The 23,063-nt window shown below is 43.7% G+C and carries 14 protein-coding genes; 1 reads left to right on the top strand and 13 read right to left on the bottom strand.

Going from position 1 to position 23,063, the window contains the following annotated elements:
- Window positions 1-3: 3 nt before the first annotated feature.
- Window positions 4-2,874: a DNA polymerase I gene (gene polA / locus MS_RS01030; protein ID WP_041639469.1), complete on the bottom strand. Its 2,871-nt coding sequence runs from the start codon at window positions 2,872-2,874 to the stop codon at window positions 4-6.
- 146 nt (window positions 2,875-3,020) lie between these two features.
- Here polA and MS_RS01025 point away from each other — a divergent pair, with 146 nt between their 5' ends.
- Complete coding sequence (locus MS_RS01025; RefSeq protein ID WP_041639468.1) at window positions 3,021-3,416, top strand: DUF423 domain-containing protein; 396 nt, start codon at window positions 3,021-3,023, stop codon at window positions 3,414-3,416.
- A gap of 47 nt (window positions 3,417-3,463) precedes the next feature.
- Here MS_RS01025 and MS_RS01020 read toward each other — a convergent pair whose 3' ends face one another.
- From MS_RS01020 to rplJ, 12 genes are all read right to left on the bottom strand, one after another.
- Window positions 3,464-4,867 carry a cytochrome c peroxidase gene (locus MS_RS01020; protein ID WP_011199405.1) on the bottom strand — a complete coding sequence of 468 codons (1,404 nt, stop codon included), beginning with the start codon at window positions 4,865-4,867 and terminating at the stop codon, window positions 3,464-3,466.
- Between the two features lie 199 nt (window positions 4,868-5,066).
- Window positions 5,067-5,750, bottom strand: coding sequence for an arginine ABC transporter permease ArtM (gene artM, locus MS_RS01015; RefSeq protein ID WP_011199404.1), 684 nt, complete (start codon window positions 5,748-5,750; stop codon window positions 5,067-5,069).
- Window positions 5,750-6,421, bottom strand: a complete 672-nt coding sequence (artQ, locus tag MS_RS01010) for an arginine ABC transporter permease ArtQ (protein ID WP_011199403.1) — start codon at window positions 6,419-6,421, stop codon at window positions 5,750-5,752. The genes artM and artQ overlap by 1 nt, the downstream gene beginning before the upstream one ends.
- A 6-nt stretch (window positions 6,422-6,427) precedes the next feature.
- On the bottom strand, window positions 6,428-7,150 hold the full coding sequence (locus MS_RS01005) for a lysine/arginine/ornithine ABC transporter substrate-binding protein (protein ID WP_041639467.1): 723 nt from the start codon (window positions 7,148-7,150) through the stop codon (window positions 6,428-6,430).
- A gap of 13 nt (window positions 7,151-7,163) precedes the next feature.
- Window positions 7,164-7,895 carry an arginine ABC transporter ATP-binding protein ArtP gene (gene artP, locus MS_RS01000; protein ID WP_011199401.1) on the bottom strand — a complete coding sequence of 244 codons (732 nt, stop codon included), beginning with the start codon at window positions 7,893-7,895 and terminating at the stop codon, window positions 7,164-7,166.
- Window positions 7,896-8,128: 233 nt separating this feature from the next.
- Window positions 8,129-8,713 carry a D-sedoheptulose 7-phosphate isomerase gene (gene lpcA, locus MS_RS00995; RefSeq protein ID WP_011199400.1) on the bottom strand — a complete coding sequence of 195 codons (585 nt, stop codon included), beginning with the start codon at window positions 8,711-8,713 and terminating at the stop codon, window positions 8,129-8,131.
- Between the two features lie 85 nt (window positions 8,714-8,798).
- Window positions 8,799-12,245 carry a transcription-repair coupling factor gene (gene mfd, locus MS_RS00990; RefSeq protein ID WP_011199398.1) on the bottom strand — a complete coding sequence of 1,149 codons (3,447 nt, stop codon included), beginning with the start codon at window positions 12,243-12,245 and terminating at the stop codon, window positions 8,799-8,801.
- Window positions 12,246-12,467: 222 nt separating this feature from the next.
- A complete protein-coding gene (locus MS_RS00985; protein WP_050738248.1) occupies window positions 12,468-13,034 on the bottom strand; it encodes a UPF0149 family protein in 567 nt (188 codons plus the stop codon).
- Between the two features lie 160 nt (window positions 13,035-13,194).
- Window positions 13,195-17,457, bottom strand: coding sequence for a DNA-directed RNA polymerase subunit beta' (gene rpoC / locus MS_RS00980; RefSeq protein ID WP_041639466.1), 4,263 nt, complete (start codon window positions 17,455-17,457; stop codon window positions 13,195-13,197).
- A gap of 136 nt (window positions 17,458-17,593) precedes the next feature.
- Window positions 17,594-21,622 (bottom strand): DNA-directed RNA polymerase subunit beta, encoded by a 4,029-nt coding sequence (gene rpoB, locus MS_RS00975; protein WP_011199394.1) that lies wholly within the window; start codon window positions 21,620-21,622, stop codon window positions 17,594-17,596.
- A gap of 509 nt (window positions 21,623-22,131) precedes the next feature.
- Complete coding sequence (rplL, locus tag MS_RS00970) at window positions 22,132-22,500, bottom strand: 50S ribosomal protein L7/L12 (protein WP_011199392.1); 369 nt, start codon at window positions 22,498-22,500, stop codon at window positions 22,132-22,134.
- A gap of 57 nt (window positions 22,501-22,557) precedes the next feature.
- Window positions 22,558-23,049 carry a 50S ribosomal protein L10 gene (rplJ, locus tag MS_RS00965; RefSeq protein ID WP_011199391.1) on the bottom strand — a complete coding sequence of 164 codons (492 nt, stop codon included), beginning with the start codon at window positions 23,047-23,049 and terminating at the stop codon, window positions 22,558-22,560.
- Window positions 23,050-23,063: the final 14 nt, after the last annotated feature.

Here is a 23,063-nt window from a genome sequence, read left to right as displayed (position 1 = left end):
ACATTAATGGGCTTCGTCCCAGTTATCGCCCACCCCCACATCAACAATCAGCGGAACATGAAGTTGTGCGGCATTTTCCATTAAGGATTTAATCAGAGCGCTGTAATGCTCGATTTTGTCTTCTTTGACTTCAAAGACCAATTCATCGTGTACCTGCATAATCATGAGAATATCCGGATCATCGGTAATGGCTTTATCAATATCGATCATCGCCCGCTTGATAATATCCGCCGCGGTTCCCTGCATCGGTGCGTTAATCGCCACCCGTTCCGCCGCTTTGCGACGCATGGCGTTAGCGGATTGAATGTCCGGCAAATACAAACGGCGACCGAATAATGTTTCCACATACCCCTGCGATTTGGCTTTTTCCCGAATATTGGTCATAAAGGTCTGTACGCCCGGATAACGCTGGAAATAAAGATCCATGTAACGTTGCGCATCGCCGCGGGCGATACCGAGCTGACGGGACAGACCAAACGAAGACATGCCGTAAATTAAGCCGAAATTAATGGCTTTGGCGCTACGGCGCTGTTCGGCGGTAACATTCTCCAGAGCAAGCCCGAAGATTTCCGCCGCTGTCGAACGGTGAATATCTTTCCCCTCGCTGAAGGCGGCGGTTAACCCTTTATCCGCCGATAAATGCGCCATAATGCGTAATTCGATTTGCGAATAGTCCGCAGCTATCACTTTAAATCCTTTGCGGGCGATAAATGCCTGACGGATACGGCGCCCCTCTTCATTACGTACCGGAATATTCTGCAAATTCGGATCACTTGAAGATAACCGGCCGGTAGCGGTGACTGCCTGATGATAAGAGGTATGCACACGCCCTGTTTTTCGATTCACCATTTGCGGCAATTTATCGGTGTAAGTGGATTTCAGCTTGCTTAAACCGCGGTGTTCTACCAGCAATTTCGGCAATTCATGCTCATAAGCCAATTCTTCCAGCACTTCTTCATTGGTTGAAGGCGCCCCTTTCGGCGTTTTCTTCAGCACCGGCAAACCGAGCTTATCAAACAAAATCTCCTGTAACTGTTTGGTAGACGCCAAATTAAAATGTTGCCCCGCCAGTTCGTGGGCTTTGTTCTCAAGTGCGGTCAGTTTTTGCGAAAATTCTTTTGATTGCGCCAGCAAAGCCCGACTGTCGATTAATACGCCGTTACGCTCGATACGGGAAAGCACACTCACTAAAGGCAATTCCATTTCTTGATACAGTTTCACCAATTCCGGACTTTGAGCGACTTCCCGCCATAAGGTTTGGTGCAGTTTCATGGTCACATCTGCATCCTCCGCCGCATATTCCGCCGCTTTTTTGAGTTCGATTTGATCAAACGTCAGTTGGTTTTTCCCTTTGCCGGCAATATCTTCAAAAGCAATGGTGTGATGCCCTAAATAACGTTCCGCTAAATCGTCCATATTATGGCGCCCGGTACTGTTCAGCACATAGGATTCCAACATGGTATCAAAGGTCACGCCCTGCATATTAATGCCGTTATTGGCAAAAATAGTTAAATCGTATTTAATATTCTGCCCGATTTTTTTAATTTCCGGGTTTTCCAATAAGGGTTTTAATTGAGACAGGCATTCCGCTTTGTTCAGTTGTCCGACAACGGGTTCCCAGCGACTTTCACTCGATTGCTCCGATTCCGCAAATAAATCGCCCTGCGCATTTTCCGCCTGAGCGGCAACCTGATGAACATGAGCAAGCGGAATATAACAAGCCTCGCCGTTTTCTAAAGCGAAAGATATGCCGACCAGTTCCGCCAGCATCGGATCCAAAGCGTTGGTTTCCGTATCCACCGCAACTAATTTTACCTGCCGGATTTTCTCAATCCACTGTTGCAGCTTGGCTTGATTGTCCACCGTTTCATACAAAGTGCGGTCGATTTTTACCGAATTTTTGACCGCACTTTCCTGTTTAGCAAGCGCCGGCGTTGCCTGATAATTATTAATTTTCACCGCCTGTTCCTGCGGTTTCGTTACCGAACTCTCGTCGTTCAAGGCTTCGTTTAACCAGCGTTTAAACTCATAACGGGCAAAATACTCTATTAATTCATCCTTATTCGCCGTACCGATAATAAGCTGTTCCGGGTTCAAATCCAGCTCTACATCCGTTTTAATCGTCGCCAGCACATAAGACAGATCCGCATCGGCTTTCGCCGCCGCCAGTTTTTCCCCTAATTTTTTTGCCCCGCGAATAGGCAAATCGGCAACTTTATCCAAATTGGCATAAATTTCCGCCATGCTGCCGATTCCCTGTAATAAGCCTAATGCGGTTTTTTCACCTACGCCGCTGATACCTGGAATATTATCGGAGCTATCTCCCATCAAGGCCAAATAATCAATGATTAATTCCGGCGGAATACCGTATTTTTCAATTACGCCTTCTCTGTCTAATAAAGTGTTATTCATGGTATTGATGAGCATAATGTTGTCATCCACTAACTGCGCCATATCTTTATCGCCGGTGGAAATCAGCACTTTTTTGCCCGCACTTGACGCCTGTAAAGCGAGAGTGCCGATGACATCGTCCGCTTCAACCCCTTCGATAGAAAGCAGAGGAATGCCTAAAGCGCGAATAATATCGTGCAACGGCTGAATTTGTTTGCGTAAATCATCAGGCATCGGCGGTCGGTGAGACTTATATTGCTCAAATAATTCGTCCCGGAATGTTTTGCCTTTAGCATCAAAAACCACCGCAATATGACTCGGCTGTACCTGAGTAATCAGACTCTTCAGCATATTCAACACACCGAACATTGCGCCCGTCGGCTCACCGAGGGAATTTGTAAGAGGAGGAAACGCGTGAAACGCACGGTATAAATAAGACGAACCGTCAACTAAAACAAGCGGATTTTGTGCAATTTGTGCCATAACAATCTCAAAATAAAGCAAAAACAATGCGTCATTATAGCTTAAAATTGAGTGAAACTGCGGATTATCTCGTAAAAGTGCGGTGCTTTTTGAGGGAATTTTGAAAGCATGTTATGATGAAATTCAATCGAATAAGGAATATTTTTATGAAAAACAAACTGATTTTTTGGGCCGCATTGAGCGGTTTTTTCTCAATTGCTTTCGGCGCATTTGCCGCTCACGGTTTATCTAAAATCCTGGAACCCCAAGCCTTAAATTGGATCGATACGGGCTTAAAATATCAATTTTTCCATACCCTGGCTTTGCTGTGTTTAGGTTGTTTCCAACTTCTTTATATGCCGCAAGCCAATGTACCTGCCTGTCGTTACCGGCTTTTGAATCTGATTGGATTTAGCTGGTTTGCAGGGATTTTATTCTTTAGCGGCAGCTTATACGCCCTCGCATTAGGCGGCGCGCATTTTCTTGTATGGCTGACTCCTGTTGGCGGCATCGCTTTTTTAGTCGGTTGGGCGGGATTGATTTGGCTTAGTTTAAGACATTAAATATAAAACTTGTGGAAAGCTTAAACTTTCCACAAGCACTCGAAAAATTATTTCATTTTCTCGTTGGTTAATAATTTCCCTTTAAATTCACCAGTTAATGAATTTAAGAAAGAAACGATATCGTCGAGTTCTGCGTCAGAGAAATCTTTATTGCTTTGATAATGTCCCATAATGCGAACCGCTTCTTTCAGGTCTTTCGCCGTTGCGTCGTGCATATAAGGTGCGGTCAACGCCACATTACGCAAAGTCGGTACTTTGAAACGATGCATATCGTAAGGATCTTGGGTTTCGGCGAAACGTCCTTTATCCGCATCCGTTAAATCCGTACCGCGGGCTTTGAAGTAATCGTCATAAATACCCATGTATTCGAAGGATTGTCCGCCCATTGCGGTACCGGTATGACAGGTGTCGCATTTGGCATTTTTAAATAATTCATAACCGCGCTTTTGCTGATCGTTTAAGGCGGATTGTTCACCTTTCAAATAGCGGTCAAAAGCACTGTTCGGCGTAATTAATGTTTTTTCAAACTCGCCGATAGCTTCGGTGACGGTTGCTTGTGAAAGTTCCGGGAAAACCGATAAGAATTCTTTTTTGAATGCCTCGTCTTGATCCAGACGGGCAATAATTTCATCCCAATCTTTTGAACCCATTTCTACCGGATTAATGGGCGGTCCGCCCGCTTGATCCGCTAATGTCTTCGCACGACCGTCCCAGAATTGCCATTTGTTAAATGCCGCATTAAAGACCGTCGGTGCGTTAATGCCGCCTTTTTTACCTTCAATCCCTTCGGATACCGGTAAATTATCTACCCCCGCCTGCTCAAGCTGGTGACAGGTATGGCATTGAATCGAACCGTCGGCGGATAAGCGCCCGTCAAAATACAATTTCTCGCCCAAGGCGACTTTGTGAGGATCCGTTGCAATCGCATCAGGAATAGGTTGTACTAAACGTGCGGCATCCGCACCCTGGGTGTTTTGAGGTAGGAAATGCGCTTCACGTTGTTGTTTAATCCAGTCTAACAAGACTTGTTTTTCATCCGCATCGGGACGAGTGCCCCAGTGAATATGTAAAAATTTCGCCGCAGGCATCTGATCATTACGAATAACCTGTTCCAATTTAGCCAAATCCGCTTCGGAAAGTTTGCTTGGGTCCTTCATGCCTTCAAACATCCGATCCAAACGGAAACTGCGCAAACCTTGGGCAATATCTTGCTCCATTAACTGTTTGGCAATCGGGAAATTCGCGTAACCGGGAATATCGGCACTCGGCGAATGGCAATATTGACAACCGTTGTCAAACATCACTTTGGCAACCGGTTTGAATTGTTGCGGAACCTCCGTTGCGGCATACAGTTTTTCCGATTGGGATTTATCAAAAAAGTGGGCGTAGCCTACCATTGATAAATAGCCCAAACCGGCGATCGCTATGGCGGATAAAAAATATTTTTTCATAGAATTAACTCCAAATAGTGAAACGGGAGTTTAAATTATCCTATAAAAAGTAGGGGCTTTGCCGATTAAAAAATCTATTTCTTTAATAAGAAAAACCAATAAAAAATCCGCACCTTAATCGATCGGCTTAATGCCTGACTTTTTAAGTGCGGATCGTTCTAGGGTTTAAATCAAAAGTGCGGTCGGTTTTAGCCGATTTTTATGCTTTTTCCACTTCCAAACGTTCAAACGCAAGGACTTTATGCTCTAATTTACGCAGCAATAAGGTCATTAAACCAGTAATAACCAAATAAATAACGCCGGCAATACCATAAATCGTAATAGCGTCATATTCCGTACCGTAAAGCTGTCTTGCATAACCCATAATATCCATAATTGTGATGGTTGACGCTAAAGAAGTGCCTTTAAATACTAGAATAATTTCATTGCTGTAAGAAGGCAATGCGCGTTTTAAGGCATAAGGGATCAGAATCTTCAACGTCTGCAAACGGCTTAAACCCAATGCGGCACAGCTTTCCCATTGACCTTTCGGAATCGCTTTTACCGCACCATGGAATAATTGCGTAGAATAGGCCGCACTGTTTAACGCTAACGCAAACATGGCGCAAAACCAGGCATTAGATAATAATGGCCACAGAGCGCTGTTGACAATCCATTGGAACTGACCGGGGCCGCTGTAAATCAGGAAAAACTGTACCAATAACGGGGTGCCGGTAAACAGGGTTAAAAAGATATTAATTACCCTTTTAACAGGTTTGTTTTCCATAGATAACAAAAAGGTTAAAAATAAAGCCAGCACAAAAGCAACCGCCAAGGCAACCGCCGTTAACAACAGGCTGGTCGGAATCCCGCGGGCAATTTCCATAAAATATTCCCGGAACATTATTTCACCCCTCTTTCAAAACGAGTAAAACGCATTTCCAATTTACGCATGAAAAATTGGCTGACCAAGGTAATAATCAGATAAAGCAGCGCGGCAAAACTATACCAGGTAAAAGGTTGATGGGTGTTTGTGTTAACTAAACTTGCCTGACGCATTAAATCGTCCACTCCGATTAAGGAAACCAATGCCGTATCTTTCAATAACACAAGCCATTGGTTACTCAAGCCCGGCAACGCGTGGCGCCACACCTGCGGCAGAATAATATTCACAAAGGTATAGCCGCGGCTTAATCCTAATGCGGCGCCCGATTCCCACTGACCTAAAGGAATCGCCTGAATTGCTCCTCTTAGGGTTTGTGAGGCGTAAGCGGCAAAAATAATCGCCAATGCGATTACCCCGCATAAAAACGGACTGAATTCAATATACTCGCCGGTGAGTTTTTCCACCAATTCGGTAGACCCGAAATAGATCAATAACACCACCAAAATCTCGGGCAACCCGCGTAATAGGGTAACGAAAATAGCGGTCGGTTTGCGCACACACACAAATTTGTTCGTTTCCAGCACCACAAAAAAGATGGCTAAAACCAGACCCGCTATTAACGAACAAACCGCTAACCCCAAAGTCATTAGGGTTGCGGTACTCATTAAAGGAAGATATTCAAAAAACATAATCGCTTATTTAGCAGTCATCCATTTATCATAGATTTTTTGGTATTCGCCGTTAGCTTTAATTGCGGCTAAACCTTTATTCAGATTTTCTACTAAGGCTTTGTCAGATTTGTTTACCGCAATACCTAAACCGTTACCAAAATATTTTTTATTGGTGACTTTATCGCCCACAAAAGTAAGTTCGGGCTCTTTAGCCAACATATCCGCCAATACCGCGGTATCGCCGAAGATAATATCAATACGACCGTTTTTTAAATCTAAAATAGCGTCTTGTAATGAAGTGTAAGCTTTTGGCGAATATTGTTTCGCTTCAGCTACCGTATATTGTTGGAATGTCGTACCGTTTTGTACGCCGATATTTTTAGCGCTGTTTAGATCCGCTTTGCCTTTTACCGCAATAAAACTCGCGGAACTGTCATAATAAGCATCGGAAAAAAGCACTTGTTTTGCACGTGTTTCCGTAATATCAATAGCGGAAATTGCCGCATCAAAACGTTTTGCTTTTAAACTTGGAATTAACGCATCAAAAGACTGGCTTTTAAAATTACAATTCGCTTCGATTTCCTTACAAATCGCTTTTGCCACATCCACGTCAAAGCCAATGATTTCGCCTTGCGCATTAGTTAATTCAAAAGGAGGATAACTCGGTTCCATCGCAAAAGTAATATCCCGGGCTTGGGCGGCGAAAGTTGTGCCGGCTAGCGCGGCGGCTAATAATAATTTTTTCATATAAGATCCTTGATTAATCGTGAGATAAATATTGTCTGAATTGTTCTGTTTGCGGCGCTTCAAAACAACTTGCATCGCCCGTTTCCACAATACGGCCTTTTTCCATATACACCACTTTGGTCGCCACTTTACGGGCAACGCCGACTTCGTGGGTTACAATCACCTGCGTAATGCCGGTTTCCTGTAATTCCTGAATGATCGAAACAATCTGTGCGGTAATTTCCGGATCCAGCGCGGCGGTCGGTTCGTCAAATAACAACACTTTCGGTTTCATCATTAACGCACGGGCGATAGCAACCCGTTGCTGTTGCCCGCCGGACAGTTGCAGCGGAAAACGATGCGCATGTTCTTCCAAACGCAGGCGGGTTAATAACTCCATCGCTTCTTTTTGTGCTTCCGATTCCGTTAATCCCAGAATTTTCATCGGCGCTTCAATCAGATTCTCCATTACGGTGAAATGCGGCCACAAATTATACTGTTGAAACACCATCCCTACATCCTGGCGAAGCTGGCGCATTTTTTTAGCATCGGTATTTTGCGACAAATCAAAATGATTGTCCGCCACGGTTAAATCGCCGGATTTCGGTACTTCAAGCAGATTAAAGGTACGGATTAAGGTACTTTTCCCCGCCCCGCTCGGTCCGAGCAAAACTACGGTATCACCGTCTTCGGCGGTTAAATTTATATCGAATAACGCCTGCGACGAACCATAGAAAAAATTTAAATTTTTAACACTAATGGTCATTTTTTTATGAATTCTCTACATTTTGCAAAATTGAAAGAATATTAATATTTTTTGCATAATTATGCAATAATTAAAGGAGATTGTTATGCTGTTTGCATAGGCCGGCGACATTTTATTATGCGTATAAAAAACTCCCGTAATTCGGTTACGGGAGCCTTATAAGATCCGGATGCCAGGCACGGCGTCCTTATATGGGATAAAACTTTCGGATTTTCGACCGCACTTTTAAACGGCTAAGCCGCTTTTGCCATTTCAAATTCAATCAGCATCATTAAAATGTGGATTACTTTGATGTGCACTTCCTGAATACGGTCGGCATAACGGAAATGAGGAACGCGAATTTCTACGTCCGCAAGCCCCGCCATTTTACCGCCGTCTTTACCGGTCATCGCAATAACTTTCATGCCTTTTGCTTTTGCCGCTTCAATGGCATTTAACACGTTTTTTGAATTGCCGGATGTTGATAAACCGAATAACACATCGCCTTCTTTACCCACCGCTTCCACATAACGTGAGAAGACGTAATCATAGCCGAAATCATTACTTACGCAGCTCAAGTGGCTCACATCGGAAATCGCAATTGCCGGATAGCCCGGGCGGTTTTCGCGATAGCGACCGGTTAATTCTTCGGCAAAATGCATGGCATCGCAATGAGAACCGCCGTTACCGCATGAAAGCACTTTGCCCCCTTGTTTAAAGCTGTCCGCTAAAATCAAGGCTGCCTGTTGGATTAATTTAATGTTGTTTTCATCTTTGATGAATTTGTCTAATACATCCGCCGCTTCATTTAATTCAGCTTTAATTTGCTCTAAGTACATTCAATTTTCCTTCTACGAACAAGTGAAAAATGCGGAAAATACCGCACCCGATAAATGCTTTGCCATTCTATAACAACGTTACGTTTTAATCCATTAAACTCTGAAGCAAATTAAAAATGAAATCCAATCGTTTTTGCGCCTGTTCTAAGGCACAGCTGAATCTGAATTTAGTCGGCCCGTCAAATTTGAACACCGCGGGCTGCTGTTTAATGAGATTAATAAACTTCATCGGATCTATATCGGCAGTCGGTGAAAATTCAATAAAACCGCCGTTTTGCGAACCGTCTATGCGGATAATATCCAACTGTTTTGCCATTAAACGCAGTTCCGTAATCTGCATCAGATTTTTTGTCGCTTCCGGCAGTAGACCAAAACGATCGATTAATTCTACTTTCAACTCGTCGAGAGCGGGCTTATTCTCCGCCCCCGCAATACGTTTATAGAAAGAAAGGCGCATATTCACATCACCAAGATAATCTTCCGGTAATAAAGCGGGAATGCGCAAATCAATTTCCACCTGCTGCTGAGTAAGCTCGTCAAGCGAAGGTTCGCGCCCTTGTTTCATCGCTTGCACTGCAGCTTCAAGCAATTCCATATACAAACTAAAACCGATACTTTCAATTTGTCCGCTTTGTTCGCTGCCCAGCAATTCCCCGGCACCGCGGATTTCCAGGTCATGAGTGGCAAGAATAAAGCCCGCCCCTAAATTATCCAGACTTTCTAAAGCTTCTAAACGTTTCACCGCATCTTTGGTCATTAATTTCGGCGGCGGTGTGAGCAAATAAGCATAGGCCTGATGATGGGAACGCCCGACTCGCCCGCGTAACTGATGAAGCTGAGCCAAACCAAAATGATCCGCGCGCTCAATAATAATGGTATTTGCCGTAGGGATATCGATTCCCGTTTCGATAATGGTGGAACAAACCAGCACATTAAAACGCTGATGATAAAAATCCGTCATCACCCGTTCCAATTCCCGTTCGTGCATTTGCCCGTGACCGATAATAATTCTGGCTTCCGGCACAAGTGCGGTCAATTTTTCCGCACAATTTTCAATACTTGCCACATCATTATGCAAATAATAAACCTGCCCGCCGCGCAAAATTTCACGTAAAATAGCTTCGCGAATAAGCAAATCGTCCGCCTGTCGCACAAAGGTTTTGATAGTCAAACGACGTGCCGGCGGCGTAGAAATAATGGATAAATCACGAATACCGTTCATCGCCATATTAAGGGTACGCGGAATCGGTGTAGCGGTGAGCGTTAAAATATCCACATTGGCGCGCAGCTGTTTAATTTTTTCTTTTTGACGCACACCGAACCGGTGTTCTTCATCAATAATCAGTAAGCCTAAATCGTTAAATTTCACATCGGATTGAATCAATTTGTGCGTGCCGATAAGAATATCCACTTTGCCGGCGGATAAATCTTCGAGAATTTTTTTCTGTTCCTTCGCCGTTCTGAAACGTGAAACCATTTCCACATTCACCGGCAAATTCGCAAACCGATCGCGGAAGTTTTCATAATGTTGTTGCGCCAATAAGGTGGTCGGTACTAATACGGCCACCTGTTTATGATTCATCACCGCAAGAAATGCCGCCCGCATCGCCACTTCGGTTTTACCAAACCCCACATCGCCGCAAACTAAACGGTCCATTGCTTTCGGCTGACACATATCGGAAATAACCGCATTGATCGCCGCTTCCTGATCATGAGTTTCCTCAAAAGGGAAAGTCGCCGAAAACTGCATAAATTCTTCACGATTATAATGAAAAGCAAAGCCCTTTTGCGCTTCGCGCTGCGCATACACATCAAGCAATTCCGCCGCCACATCGCGGATTTTTTCCGCCGCTTTCCGTCTTGCTTTCGCCCAGCTATCACTACCTAATTTATGCAATGGCGCCGTTTCTTCGGAACCGCCCACATAGCGGCTGATCAAATGTAAATTGGCGACCGGTACATAAAGCTTGGCATCGTTTGCATAAGTGAGCAGTAAATATTCCGCCTTGATACCGGCGTTTTCCAGCGTAACCAATCCGCCGTAACGCCCGACGCCGTGATCCAAATGAACCACCGGCTGACCGATTTTTAATTCCGCAAGATTACGGATTAAAGTATCGGGATTGACTGACTTACGTTTGTCCCGCCCGCGTTGCTGAACCCGTTCGCCTAACAATTCCGTTTCGCAAATAATGGCAATAGGTTCGCCATTTTCTTGCTCGATAATAAAACCGTTATCCAGGCTGCTGATTTGCAGGCTGTAAGTTTGTGACTGCGCCTCAAATAGCGAGTTCACTTGTTTTGGGCGTAATTTAATAGGTGAAAGCAAATCCAGTAAGGTTTCGCGTCGCCCTTCCGTTTCTACGGAAAAAACAATATGTCCTTTGAATTTTTCAATAAAGTGACGAAGATTTTGTAAGGGTTCTTTTTGTTGCGGCTGAATTTGCAATTCCGGCAAGGCTTTCAGCGGCAGATTTTTTTGCCGTACCGAAGTCCGCACTTTTTCCGCTTTCAGGCTAATCCGAGGATAATTTCTTAACGCCCGATTGACTTCGTCAATGCGCAACCACAAACGTTCCGGCGCTAGCAACGGGCGCATAGGGTCAATCTTACGGCTTTCAAAACGTTGTACCGCATCCTGATAAAAGCGTTCCGCCTGAATTTGATATTGTTCCATATCCACGAACAACGTATTTGCCGGTAAATAATCAAATAAAGTCGCCATATTCTCAAAAAACAACGGCTGCCAATATTCAATACCGGAAACTAACGTGCCTTTGCTGACCTGTTGATAAATATGCTCCGGATCACGGCGGATTTCGCCGAAAGTTTCGCGAAATTGCGCACGGAAAAATTCAATACTTTTGTCATCCGTAGGGAATTCATGCGCCGGCAATAAATTAATCTGTCTGATTTCTTCCAACGTCCGCTGAGTATCCGCATCAAAAGTGCGGATGCTGTCTATTTCATCATCAAAAAAATCCAACCGGAACGGAAGCGGGCTGCCCATAGGAAAAAGATCCAACAAAGCGCCGCGCACGGCAAATTCGCCATGTTCCATAACCTGTTCTACCGCGCGATAGCCCGCATTTTCCAATTGCAGGCGTAATTTTTCAATAACCAGACGATCGCCTTTTTTAATCAGCAACACATTATGTTGCAGATATTGCGGCGGGCAAATCCGTTGCATTAAGGTACTCACCGATAAAATCAGAATACCTTTTCGGGTATTTTGCAAATAGAAAAGCGCACTGAGACGAGAGGAAATAATATCCTGATGAGGAGAAAAACTATCGTAAGGCAAGGTTTCCCAATCGGGGAAATAACGGACTTCAAGCTTACCGGATTCCTGCAAAATTTTCTCTAAACGCACCGCACTTTTGGTATCGTTAGCCACCACAACGGTGAGCCCCTGAAACTGTTCCGCCATTTCACAAATCGCCAATCCGTCCGAACCCGTTAATACGTTGGCTACAATTTTGTGATCTCCCGCTTGAGTGGGAATATCCAAATTAAAATAATGTGTTGTCATTTTGATATATCGCCTTGGCTTACGCTTTACTACTGAATGGCAAATATTATAACAGTTATTACCATAAAAACGGGCGATTAATGTAACGGGTACAAGCGGACAAAAGGCGGAATAAAAGTGCGGTCAAAAATTTGGAAATTTTGCACCGCACTTTTGGTTTTATGTCCGGCGTAAATAAACATTCATTGGAAAATAAGCGCTATCAGTAAAAAGACAATTCCGTTATCTGAAATAACGATAAATTTTAACCGCAGCTTCAATAAGTCTGTCAGCTAACTCATTTTGTTCCTGTAATGAAGGCGAGACATAATCATCCAAAGATGAGTGAAGATGAGTTTGATCCTCAATTAACTTTAAATAAGGTTGCAATTTAGTAGGTAGATTTTGCCAATCCGCTAATTTTACGCCCCTCATATAACCAAAGCACCAATCGTCAACGATAGGATAATCTCCATCCGTAAAGTTACTATATTCAAAACAAGGGGAATAATACTCTAATCCGGTCTGTAACATCATAATGATACTATTATAATGACGAAATAATAAATCGAAAAACATCGCCATTTCCTGTTCATTTTCCCATTCCGGTAGGTCATTATCCCAAATAGCCGGAATCCACGTACTAGGTTGTATTAACATAGGCGAGGAAATAATTGCGGTAAGATAACCATCCAGTTCGGAAAGAGTAAAAATACCTTCGTCGCTTTCTTCATTTGCATATTCTAGTAATAGATTATCCAACAGCGCTAATTCATCATCATTAAGCGATTTTGAACTTACTTCTTTCATTACAAGCCTCCGTTCATAATTTATCTTTAACATTTAAAGTCTGTTTATCTTTCATAGATTATAACAAAAAGATTATAACAAAAAGCCCCCGGAACAAGAGTCCCGAGGGCTTTAATCGACGAGCTGGCAAGCCCGCCCTATATTTATGGATGGTTAATGCTTATTCCGCATCATCCGCCATATTTAACATTTCGGCAAGACTCGCTGCCGGGTCTTCCGCTATCATATTAAATTCAGCTTCAATTTCCGCTTCGTCCGCCGCAGAGAATTTTACTTCTTGCTCTTCAACAACGTTCGCCTGACCGCGGTTTTTAATGCGGTTTTGATGATAAGCGAAACCGGTACCTGCCGGGATTAAACGACCTACGATTACGTTCTCTTTCAAGCCTCGTAATTCGTCACGTTTACCTGCAACCGCCGCTTCCGTTAACACGCGGGTTGTTTCCTGGAACGATGCCGCCGAGATAAATGACTCGGTTGCCAGTGAAGCTTTGGTAATACCGAGCAATTCGCGTTCGAATTCTACCGGCGGTTTACCTTCGGCTTCACGTTTACGGTTCACAATTTTAACGCGCGCTACTTCCACTTGCTCACCTTCTAAGAATTCAGAATCGTAAGCTTTAGTGATGATGCCTTTACGTAACATTTGACGTACGATAACTTCGATATGTTTATCATTAATTTTTACCCCTTGTAAGCGGTAAACTTCTTGTACTTCATTAACGATATACTCGGTTACTGCGTGTACGCCGCGTAAACGTAAAATATCATGCGGAGTTTCCGCGCCATCGGAGATTACGTCGCCACGTTCAACCATTTCGCCTTCGAATACGTTCAACTGACGCCATTTCGGAATCATTTCTTCGTATGCTTCGCCTTCAACCGGTGTGATAACCAAGCGGCGTTTACCTTTGGTTTCTTTGCCGAATGAAACGATACCTGTAATTTCCGCAAGGATTGCAGGTTCTTTCGGTTTGCGCGCTTCGAACAAGTCGGCTACGCGCGGAAGACCGCCGGTAATATCTTTAGTACCTACGGATTCTTGCGGAATACGGGCTAAAGGTTCACCGACCTGGACTTCCGCACCGTCGTCTAGAGTAACAATGGCTTTACCCGGCAAGAAGTATTGGGCAAGCACATCTACGCCCGGAATAAAGATATCGTTGCCTTGCGCGTCAACAACTTTAATCGCAGGACGTAAATCTTTACCTGCGGTTGCGCGTTCACCCACGTCTTGTACCACAATAGAAGATAAACCTGTTAATTCGTCGGTTTGACGAGTAACGGTTAAACCGTCAACAATATCCACAAATTTCACAAAACCCGCTACTTCAGAGACAACCGGCATTGTATGCGGATCCCAGTTTGCTACCGTTTCGCCCGCTGTTACCGCTTCGCCGTCGCCTTTGTTCAATACCGCACCGTAAGGCACTTTATAATGCTCTTTAGTACGACCGAAAGCATCAATAATGGTTAATTCGGTATTACGTGAGGTAACCACTAATTTACCTTCGTTATTGGTAACGGATTTCACGTTTGTTAAACGGATAGAACCACTGTTTTTCACCTGAACGCTGGATTCTTTAGCCGCCGCAGATGCCGCACCACCGATATGGAAAGTACGCATGGTTAACTGTGTACCCGGTTCACCGATTGACTGCGCAGCAATAACACCGACCGCTTCACCTTGGTTAATCAAGTGACCGCGAGCCAGATCACGACCGTAACATTTCGCACAAACACCGAAATCGGTATCACAGGTTACAACTGAACGTACTTTCACGCTATCCACTGAATTTTCATCAAGGATATCACACACTTTTTCATCTAATAATGTGTTACGCGGGAATAATACCTCTTCCGTACCCGGTTTTAAGATATCTTCCGCCGCTACACGACCTAATACGAGTTCGCGTAACGATACTTTTTCATCACCGCCTTCGATAAGCGGAGTCATAACGATACCTTCGTGCGTACCGCAGTCGTCTTCAACGATAACCAAGTCTTGCGCCACGTCAACCAAACGACGGGTTAAATAACCTGAGTTCGCTGTTTTTAACGCGGTATCCGCCAAACCTTTACGCGCACCATGGGTTGAAATAAAGTACTGTAATACGTTCAAACCTTCGCGGAAATTCGCGGTAATCGGGGTTTCAATGATCGAACCGTCCGGACGAGCCATCAGACCACGCATACCCGCTAACTGACGAATCTGTGCCGCGGAACCACGGGCACCGGAATCCGCCATCATAAAGATGCTGTTGAAAGAAGATTGTTTCTCAAGATTACCTTCACGGTTAACCACTTCTTCCGTAGAAAGATTTTCCATCATCGCTTTAGCAACGCGTTCGTTTGCCGTCGCCCAAATATCGATCACTTTATTGTAACGTTCGCCCGCAGTCACAAGACCGGATTGGAACTGTTCCTGAATTTCGGCAACTTCGGCTTCCGCAGCGGAAATAATTTCGTATTTTTTCTCCGGAATAACCATATCGTCGATACCGACGGATGAGCCCGAACGAGCGGCGTAAGCAAAACCTGTGTACATAATTTGGTCGGCAAACATAACACTCGCTTTCACGCCTAAACGACGGTAGCATTCGTTGATTAATTTAGAAATCGCTTTTTTACCGAGCGTTTGGTTAAACAAACTATACGGCATACCTTTAGGTGCAATCATCCATAAAATGGCACGACCGATTGTAGTATCCGTTAAGGTTGTTTGCGGTTCAAACTCACCTTCGGCATTTTTCACATATTCGGTAATACGGATTTTCACGCGCGAATGTAATTCCGCGCGACCGGTACGGTAAGCTTTTTCCGCTTCGCGCGGATCTTGCAATAACATGCCTTCGCCTTTCGCGTTCACTTTTTCACGCGTCATATAGTAGATACCTAATACAACGTCTTGTGAAGGAACGATAATCGGATCACCGTTCGCCGGTGATAACACGTTATTGGTTGACATCATTAACGCGCGGGCTTCCAATTGCGCTTCAAGTGTCAAGGGTACGTGAACCGCCATTTGGTCACCATCGAAGTCCGCGTTAAACGCCGCACAAACAAGCGGGTGTAACTGCATTGCTTTACCTTCGATTAAGATAGGTTCGAATGCCTGAATACCCAAACGGTGCAAGGTTGGCGCACGGTTTAACAAAATCGGATGTTCGCGAATGACTTCCGCCAGAATATCCCATACGATAGCGTCTTCACGTTCAACCATTTTCTTCGCCGCTTTGATTGTTGAAGCAAAGCCACGGCTTTCTAATTTAGCGTAAATAAACGGACGGAATAATTCCAACGCCATTTTCTTCGGTAACCCGCATTGGTGCAGACGTAGGTAAGGACCAACGGTAATTACGGAACGACCCGAATAGTCAACACGTTTACCAAGTAAGTTTTGACGGAAACGACCCTGTTTACCTTTGATCATATCAGCCAAAGATTTTAACGGACGTTTGTTAGAACCGGTAATCGCACGACCGCGACGACCATTATCCAATAATGCATCCACAGACTCTTGCAACATACGTTTTTCGTTACGTACGATAATATCCGGCGCAACTAAATCCAATAAACGTTTTAAACGGTTATTACGGTTGATTACGCGACGATATAAATCGTTTAAGTCCGAAGTAGCGAAACGACCGCCGTCCAACGGCACCAACGGACGTAAATCCGGCGGCAGCACAGGTAATACAGTCATTACCATCCATTCCGGTTTGTTACCGGACTGCATAAACGCTTCTAATAATTTCAAGCGTTTAGTGATTTTTTTGCGTTTTGTTTCGGAATTGGTTTCCTGTAACTCTTCGCGCAAAGTTTCACATTCGTGTTCTAAATCCATATCGCGCAATAAGGCTTGGATTGCTTCCGCACCCATTTTCGCATCAAATTCATCGGCCCAGCGATCTTCTGCGTCCATGAATTGTTCTTCGGTTAATAATTGACCTTTTTCAAGATCAGTCATACCCGGTTCGATCACAATATATGATTCGAAATATAAAACGCGTTCGATATCGCGTAACGGCATATCCAATAATAAACCGATACGGGACGGCAGGGATTTTAAAAACCAAATGTGCGCAACCGGTGAGGCAAGTTCAATGTGACCCATACGTTCGCGACGAACTTTGGTTTGGGTAACTTCTACACCACATTTTTCACAAATAACGCCACGATGTTTTAAACGTTTATATTTACCGCATAAACATTCGTAATCTTTTACCGGCCCGAAAATACGTGCGCAGAAAAGACCGTCACGTTCCGGTTTGAAGGTACGGTAGTTGATTGTTTCCGGTTTTTTTACTTCACCGAATGACCATGAACGGATCATGTCGGGTGATGCTAAACCAATTTTAATCACATCAAAATCTTCTGAAGTTTTTGATTGTGCTTTTAAAAACTTAACTAAGTCTTTCACAGATTTGCTCCTGTCGGAGTTAAACTTATTCAAAGTGCGGTGGAAATTTTTCAATTTTTTACCGCACTTTGAGCGGAAATTTTCGCATTGCGACGAAGTTTTTTGACGACACGCCTAAAACGCGCCGTCATTTTAATTACTCTTCGTCTAAGTCAATGTTGATACCCAACGAACGAATCTCTTTCATGATTACATTGAAAGATTCAGGGGTACCCGGATCCATTTGATGAGTGCCGCTCACGATGTTTTTATACATCTTCGTACGGCCGTTCACGTCATCGGATTTCACGGTTAACATTTCTTGTAACGTGTATGCCGCACCGTATGCTTCTAATGCCCATACTTCCATTTCACCGAAACGCTGACCACCGAATTGTGCTTTACCACCCAACGGTTGTTGTGTAACAAGACTATAAGAACCGGTTGAACGAGCGTGCATTTTATCATCAACTAAGTGGTTCAATTTGAGCATATACATGTAACCCACGGTTACCGGACGTTCAAATTTTTCACCTGTGCGGCCGTCGTATAGCGTAATCTGACCGGAAGTCGGTAAACCGCCTAATTCCAAGAGATCTTTGATTTCTTTTTCTTCCGCACCGTCAAATACAGGTGTCGCAAGCGGCATACCTTTACGTAAGTTTTGCGCTAAACGCATAACTTCTTCATCAGTAAAGGTATTTAAATCCACTTTTTGTGAGCCACCGCCTAAATCATAGGCTTTTTGAATGTATCCGCGTAGTTTCTCAATCTCTTGTTTTTCTTTCAACATACGGTTGATTTGCTCACCGATACCTTTAGCCGCTAAGCCTAAGTGGGTTTCAAGAATCTGACCGATATTCATACGAGACGGTACGCCCAACGGATTCAATACGATTTCAACAGGTTGACCGTTTTCATCGTACGGCATGTCTTCAACAGGGTTAATTTTTGAAATAACACCTTTGTTACCGTGACGACCCGCCATTTTATCCCCGGGTTGAATACGACGTTTCACCGCAAGATAAACTTTAACCACTTTCAATACGCCCGGCGCTAAATCATCACCTTGAATAATTTTGCCGCGTTTCACTTCTAATTTATGTTCGAAGTCTTTGCGTAATTCTTCGTATTGTTCCGCCAGTTGTTCTAATTGGTTTTGTTTCGCTTCATCATTTAAAGTTTGTTCCAACCATTTAGTACGATCTAAACGATCCAATTCTTTCGCATCAACGCCGCCGTCAATTAACAGATTACGAACGCGGGAGAATAAACCTGCTTCCAGAATTTCTAACTCTTCGGCAATATCTTTCTTCGCTTCTTTTAACTGCATTTCTTCGATTTCCAGCGCGCGTTTATCTTTTTCCACGCCGTCACGAGTAAATACCTGAACGTCGATAACCGTACCGGAAACGCTGTTTGGTACGCGTAATGAAGAATCCTTAACGTCAGAGGCTTTTTCACCGAAGATTGCGCGTAAAAGTTTTTCTTCCGGCGTTAATTGGGTTTCGCCTTTAGGCGTTACTTTACCTACTAAGATATCGCCGCCTTTCACTTCCGCACCAACGTAAACGATACCCGATTCGTCAAGTTTGCTTAACGCGGTCTCACCTACGTTCGGAATATCAGCTGTAATTTCTTCGGCGCCAAGTTTGGTATCACGAGCCACACAGGATAATTCCTGAATATGGATAGTCGTAAAACGGTCTTGTTGAACGACGCGTTCGGATACTAACATTGAGTCTTCAAAGTTATAACCGTTCCAAGGCATGAACGCCACACGGATATTTTGACCTAACGCCAGTTCGCCTAAATCCGTTGACGGACCATCGGCTAACACTTCGCCGCGACCAATAGGCTCACCTAAATTCACACAAGGAATCTGGTTGATACAAGTATTTTGGTTTGAACGGGTATATTTAATTAAGTTATAAATATCGATACCCGCTTCGCCCGGAATAGTTTCGTCTTCATTGACTTTAACCACGATACGGGAAGCGTCAACGTATTGGATAATACCGCCGCGTTTAGCCACTACCGCAACACCGGAGTCAAGGGCGATCGGTTTTTCCATACCGGTACCTACTAACGGTTTATCCGCACGTAATGTCGGTACTGCTTGGCGTTGCATGTTGGCACCCATCAACGCACGGTTCGCATCGTCGTGCTCCAAGAACGGGATTAATGCCGCAGCCACGGAAACAACCTGTTGAGGCGAAACGTCCATATATTGGATTTCTTCAGGACGATATAAACCCGATTCGCCGTGTTCGCCGCGACAGGTTACGAACGCATCGGTAAAGCGGAAATCTTCATCCAGACTTGCATTCGCCTGTGCAATAACGTAATTACCTTCTTCAATAGCCGATAAATATTCGATTTCTTCCGTTACCTGACCGTCAACAACTTTACGATAAGGCGTTTCCAAGAAACCGTAATTATTAGTTCGGGCATACACGGATAAAGAGTTAATCAAACCGATATTCGGACCTTCAGGAGTTTCGATCGGACATACGCGACCATAGTGAGTCGGGTGTACGTCTCGTACTTCAAAGCCTGCACGTTCACGGGTTAAACCGCCCGGACCTAATGCGGAAATACGACGTTTATGCGTTACTTCCGATAACGGGTTGTTTTGGTCCATAAATTGCGAAAGCTGTGAAGAACCGAAGAATTCTTTTACTGCCGCAGAAACCGGTTTGGCATTGATTAAATCCTGTGGCGTTACCGCATCAAGATCACCTAAAGATAAGCGCTCTTTTACCGCACGTTCAACACGTACCAAACCGATACGGAATTGGTTTTCCGCCATTTCGCCGACAGAACGGATACGACGATTGCCTAAGTGGTCGATATCGTCCACTTCGCCTCGACCGTTACGGATATCAATCAGTTTTTTCATCACGCCGACGATATCTTCTTTGCTTAGCACGCCGTTACCAACGCCCTCCGCCAAGCCTAAAGAACGGTTGAATTTCATACGGCCTACCGCAGATAAATCATAACGCTCCGCTGAGAAGAACAGGTTATCGAATAGCGCTTCCGCCGCTTCTTTTGTCGGCGGTTCGCCCGGACGCATCATACGGTAGATTTCAACTAACGCACTTAAACGATCCGATGAAGGATCAACACGTAAAGTTTCGGAAATATAAGGGCCGAAATCTAAATCGTTAGTAAATAAAGTTTCAATTGATTTGTAACCCGCCTGAGCTAATTTAGCTAAGATATCAAGCGAGATTTCCATATTCGCAGGGCAAACCAATTCGCCCGACTCTAAATCAATATAATCTTTAGCGGAAACTTTACCTACGATATATTCTGTAGGCACATCAATTTTGGTTACATTATCTTTTTCTAATGTGCGGATATGACGCGCAGTGATACGACGGCCACGTTCAACGTAAACTTTACCGTTCGCTTCAATATCGAATGAGGCGGTTTCGCCGCGTAAACGTTCCGGCACTAGCGCCATTAATAATTTGTTATCTTGAATTTCAAATTGGATTTTTTCAAAGAATAAATCCAAAATTTCTTCGGTACTATAACCTAACGCGCGCAGAATAATTGTTGCCGGCAATTTACGACGACGGTCGATACGGGCGAATAAATTATCTTTCGGGTCGAATTCAAAATCCAGCCAAGAGCCGCGGTAAGGAATAATACGTGCGTTATAAAGCACTTTACCCGAAGAATGGGTTTTACCTTTATCCGAATCAAAGAACACACCCGGGCTACGGTGCAATTGAGAGACGATAACGCGTTCGGTACCGTTAATTACGAAAGTACCGTTATCCGTCATCAATGGGATTTCACCCATATAAACGTCTTGTTCTTTAATATCTTTAATTGTGCCCGGAGCCGCATCACGATCGTAACTTACCAAACGCAAGTTAACGCGTAACGGCGCGGCAAAGGTCGTGCCGCGAATCTGACATTCGCGTACGTCAAATACAGGTTCGCCAAGTTTATAGCTTACATATTGCAATTCCGTGCTACCGTTATTACTTACGATAGGAAAAACTGAACGGAATGCGGCTTCTAAACCCTGCTGACCTTCAGGATCTCTTTGAATAAATTTTTCAAAAGAATCGAGTTGGATTGTTAATAAATAAGGTACGTTTAAAACTTGTGGACGTTTACCAAAGTCTTTACGGATACGTTTTTTCTCAGTATAGGAGTAACCCATTGGTTTTCCTCTGTAATTTCTAGTGAGACCGAGTTGATATAAAATAAAAGTGCGGTCAAAATTTGCGAATTTTATCCCATATCAATGTTTGAACCCGTTTTCAGATACCGCACTCTGAACCTTACTTCTGATGAGCGGATTGCGTTAAGTTAACAGCTTGATTTAACTTAATTTTCTGCAATAAAACGGTGATTTTTTCACGTTATACCAATAACGCAAAAAGCTGACGATACTTTACCGCCAGCTACATTTCTTAAAAATGGCTGGTTATTATAGCGTTTTGAATATTTTTTAGCAATAAATAAAAAGAAAGAATAAAAAAGTGCGGTCAAAAATTTCAAATTTTCTTACCGCAGATTTTCAAAATCTGATTTTTAACGGAAGAAGTTAAATTCATAACTTCCATCAATTTCGTGAGAATCAATTACCTTTCTACATAAAAAAGAAAACCCCGACGTTACCATCGGGGTTTTCCAGAACCAAAAGTCGGTTTAAAGTTTCAATCAAAATTATTTGATTTCTACTTCTGCACCAGCTGCTTCTAATTCTTTTTTCAGTGATTCGGCTTCTTCTTTAGAAACGCCTTCTTTTAAGTTAGCCGGAGCTGATTCAACTAAGTCTTTAGCTTCTTTTAAGCCTAAGCCTGTTGCACCGCGTACCGCTTTGATTACTGCTACTTTGTTAGCACCGGCCGCTTTAAGAACTACGTCGAATTCAGTTTTTTCTTCTGCTGCCGCTGCGCCTGCTGCCGGAGCTGCCGCTGCTACTGCCGCTGCTGAAACACCGAATTTTTCTTCCATCGCAGAAATTAATTCAACGATTTCTGATACTGATTTAGAAGCAATCGCTTCAATAATTTGTTCGTTAGTTAATGACATAACAATCAATTCCTAATGTAAATAAAGTTAAACGAGTTAAGAAGTTCTTGCTTAAAATTAAGCAGCTTCTTGTAATTTGTCGCGTAATGCCGCAAAAGTGCGAACAAGTTTGCCTGCCGCAGCTTCTTTTATAGTACCCATTAAACGTGCAATCGCTTCGTCGTAAGTCGGTAATGTTGCCAAGAAATCAACATCTTGGATTTTACCTTCAAAGGCTGCACCTTTAATTTCAAACTTATCATTTGCTTTAGCAAATTCTTTGAACAAGCGTGCTGCCGCACCCGGATGTTCATTAGAGAATGCGATAAGTGTCGGACCGGTAAACGTATCTGTTAAACATTCGAATTCTGTGCCTTCAACCGCACGACGTAATAAAGTATTACGAACAACGCGCATTGAAACGCCAGCTTCACGAGCTGTTTTACGTAACTCAGTCATTTTATCAACAGTTACACCGCGAGAATCCGCGATTACTGCCGAAAGGGCACCTTTGGCTGCTTCATTTACTTCAGCAACAATTGCTTGTTTGTCTTGAAGATTTAATGCCATTGGCTTTTAGCTCC

Source organism: [Mannheimia] succiniciproducens MBEL55E, from assembly GCF_000007745.1.
In the GTDB taxonomy this organism is placed as follows: Bacteria; Pseudomonadota; Gammaproteobacteria; order Enterobacterales; family Pasteurellaceae; genus Basfia; species Basfia succiniciproducens.
This window is presented reverse-complemented; position numbering and strand designations above follow the sequence as displayed.

Excerpts from the sequence above, each read along its gene's own strand:
- MS_RS01020 (WP_011199405.1), bottom strand. The coding sequence starts at position 4,867 with ATGAAAAAATATTTTTTATCCGCCATAGCGATCGCCGGTTTGGGCTAT.
- rpoB (WP_011199394.1), bottom strand. The coding sequence starts at position 21,622 with ATGGGTTACTCCTATACTGAGAAAAAACGTATCCGTAAAGACTTTGGT.
- mfd (WP_011199398.1), bottom strand. The coding sequence starts at position 12,245 with ATGACAACACATTATTTTAATTTGGATATTCCCACTCAAGCGGGAGAT.
- MS_RS01005 (WP_041639467.1), bottom strand. The coding sequence starts at position 7,150 with ATGAAAAAATTATTATTAGCCGCCGCGCTAGCCGGCACAACTTTCGCC.
- MS_RS01025 (WP_041639468.1), top strand. The coding sequence starts at position 3,021 with ATGAAAAACAAACTGATTTTTTGGGCCGCATTGAGCGGTTTTTTCTCA.
- MS_RS00985 (WP_050738248.1), bottom strand. The coding sequence starts at position 13,034 with ATGAAAGAAGTAAGTTCAAAATCGCTTAATGATGATGAATTAGCGCTG.
- artQ (WP_011199403.1), bottom strand. The coding sequence starts at position 6,421 with ATGTTTTTTGAATATCTTCCTTTAATGAGTACCGCAACCCTAATGACT.
- rplL (WP_011199392.1), bottom strand. The coding sequence starts at position 22,500 with ATGTCATTAACTAACGAACAAATTATTGAAGCGATTGCTTCTAAATCA.
- polA (WP_041639469.1), bottom strand. The coding sequence starts at position 2,874 with ATGGCACAAATTGCACAAAATCCGCTTGTTTTAGTTGACGGTTCGTCT.
- artP (WP_011199401.1), bottom strand. The coding sequence starts at position 7,895 with ATGACCATTAGTGTTAAAAATTTAAATTTTTTCTATGGTTCGTCGCAG.
- rplJ (WP_011199391.1), bottom strand. The coding sequence starts at position 23,049 with ATGGCATTAAATCTTCAAGACAAACAAGCAATTGTTGCTGAAGTAAAT.
- artM (WP_011199404.1), bottom strand. The coding sequence starts at position 5,750 with ATGTTCCGGGAATATTTTATGGAAATTGCCCGCGGGATTCCGACCAGC.
- lpcA (WP_011199400.1), bottom strand. The coding sequence starts at position 8,713 with ATGTACTTAGAGCAAATTAAAGCTGAATTAAATGAAGCGGCGGATGTA.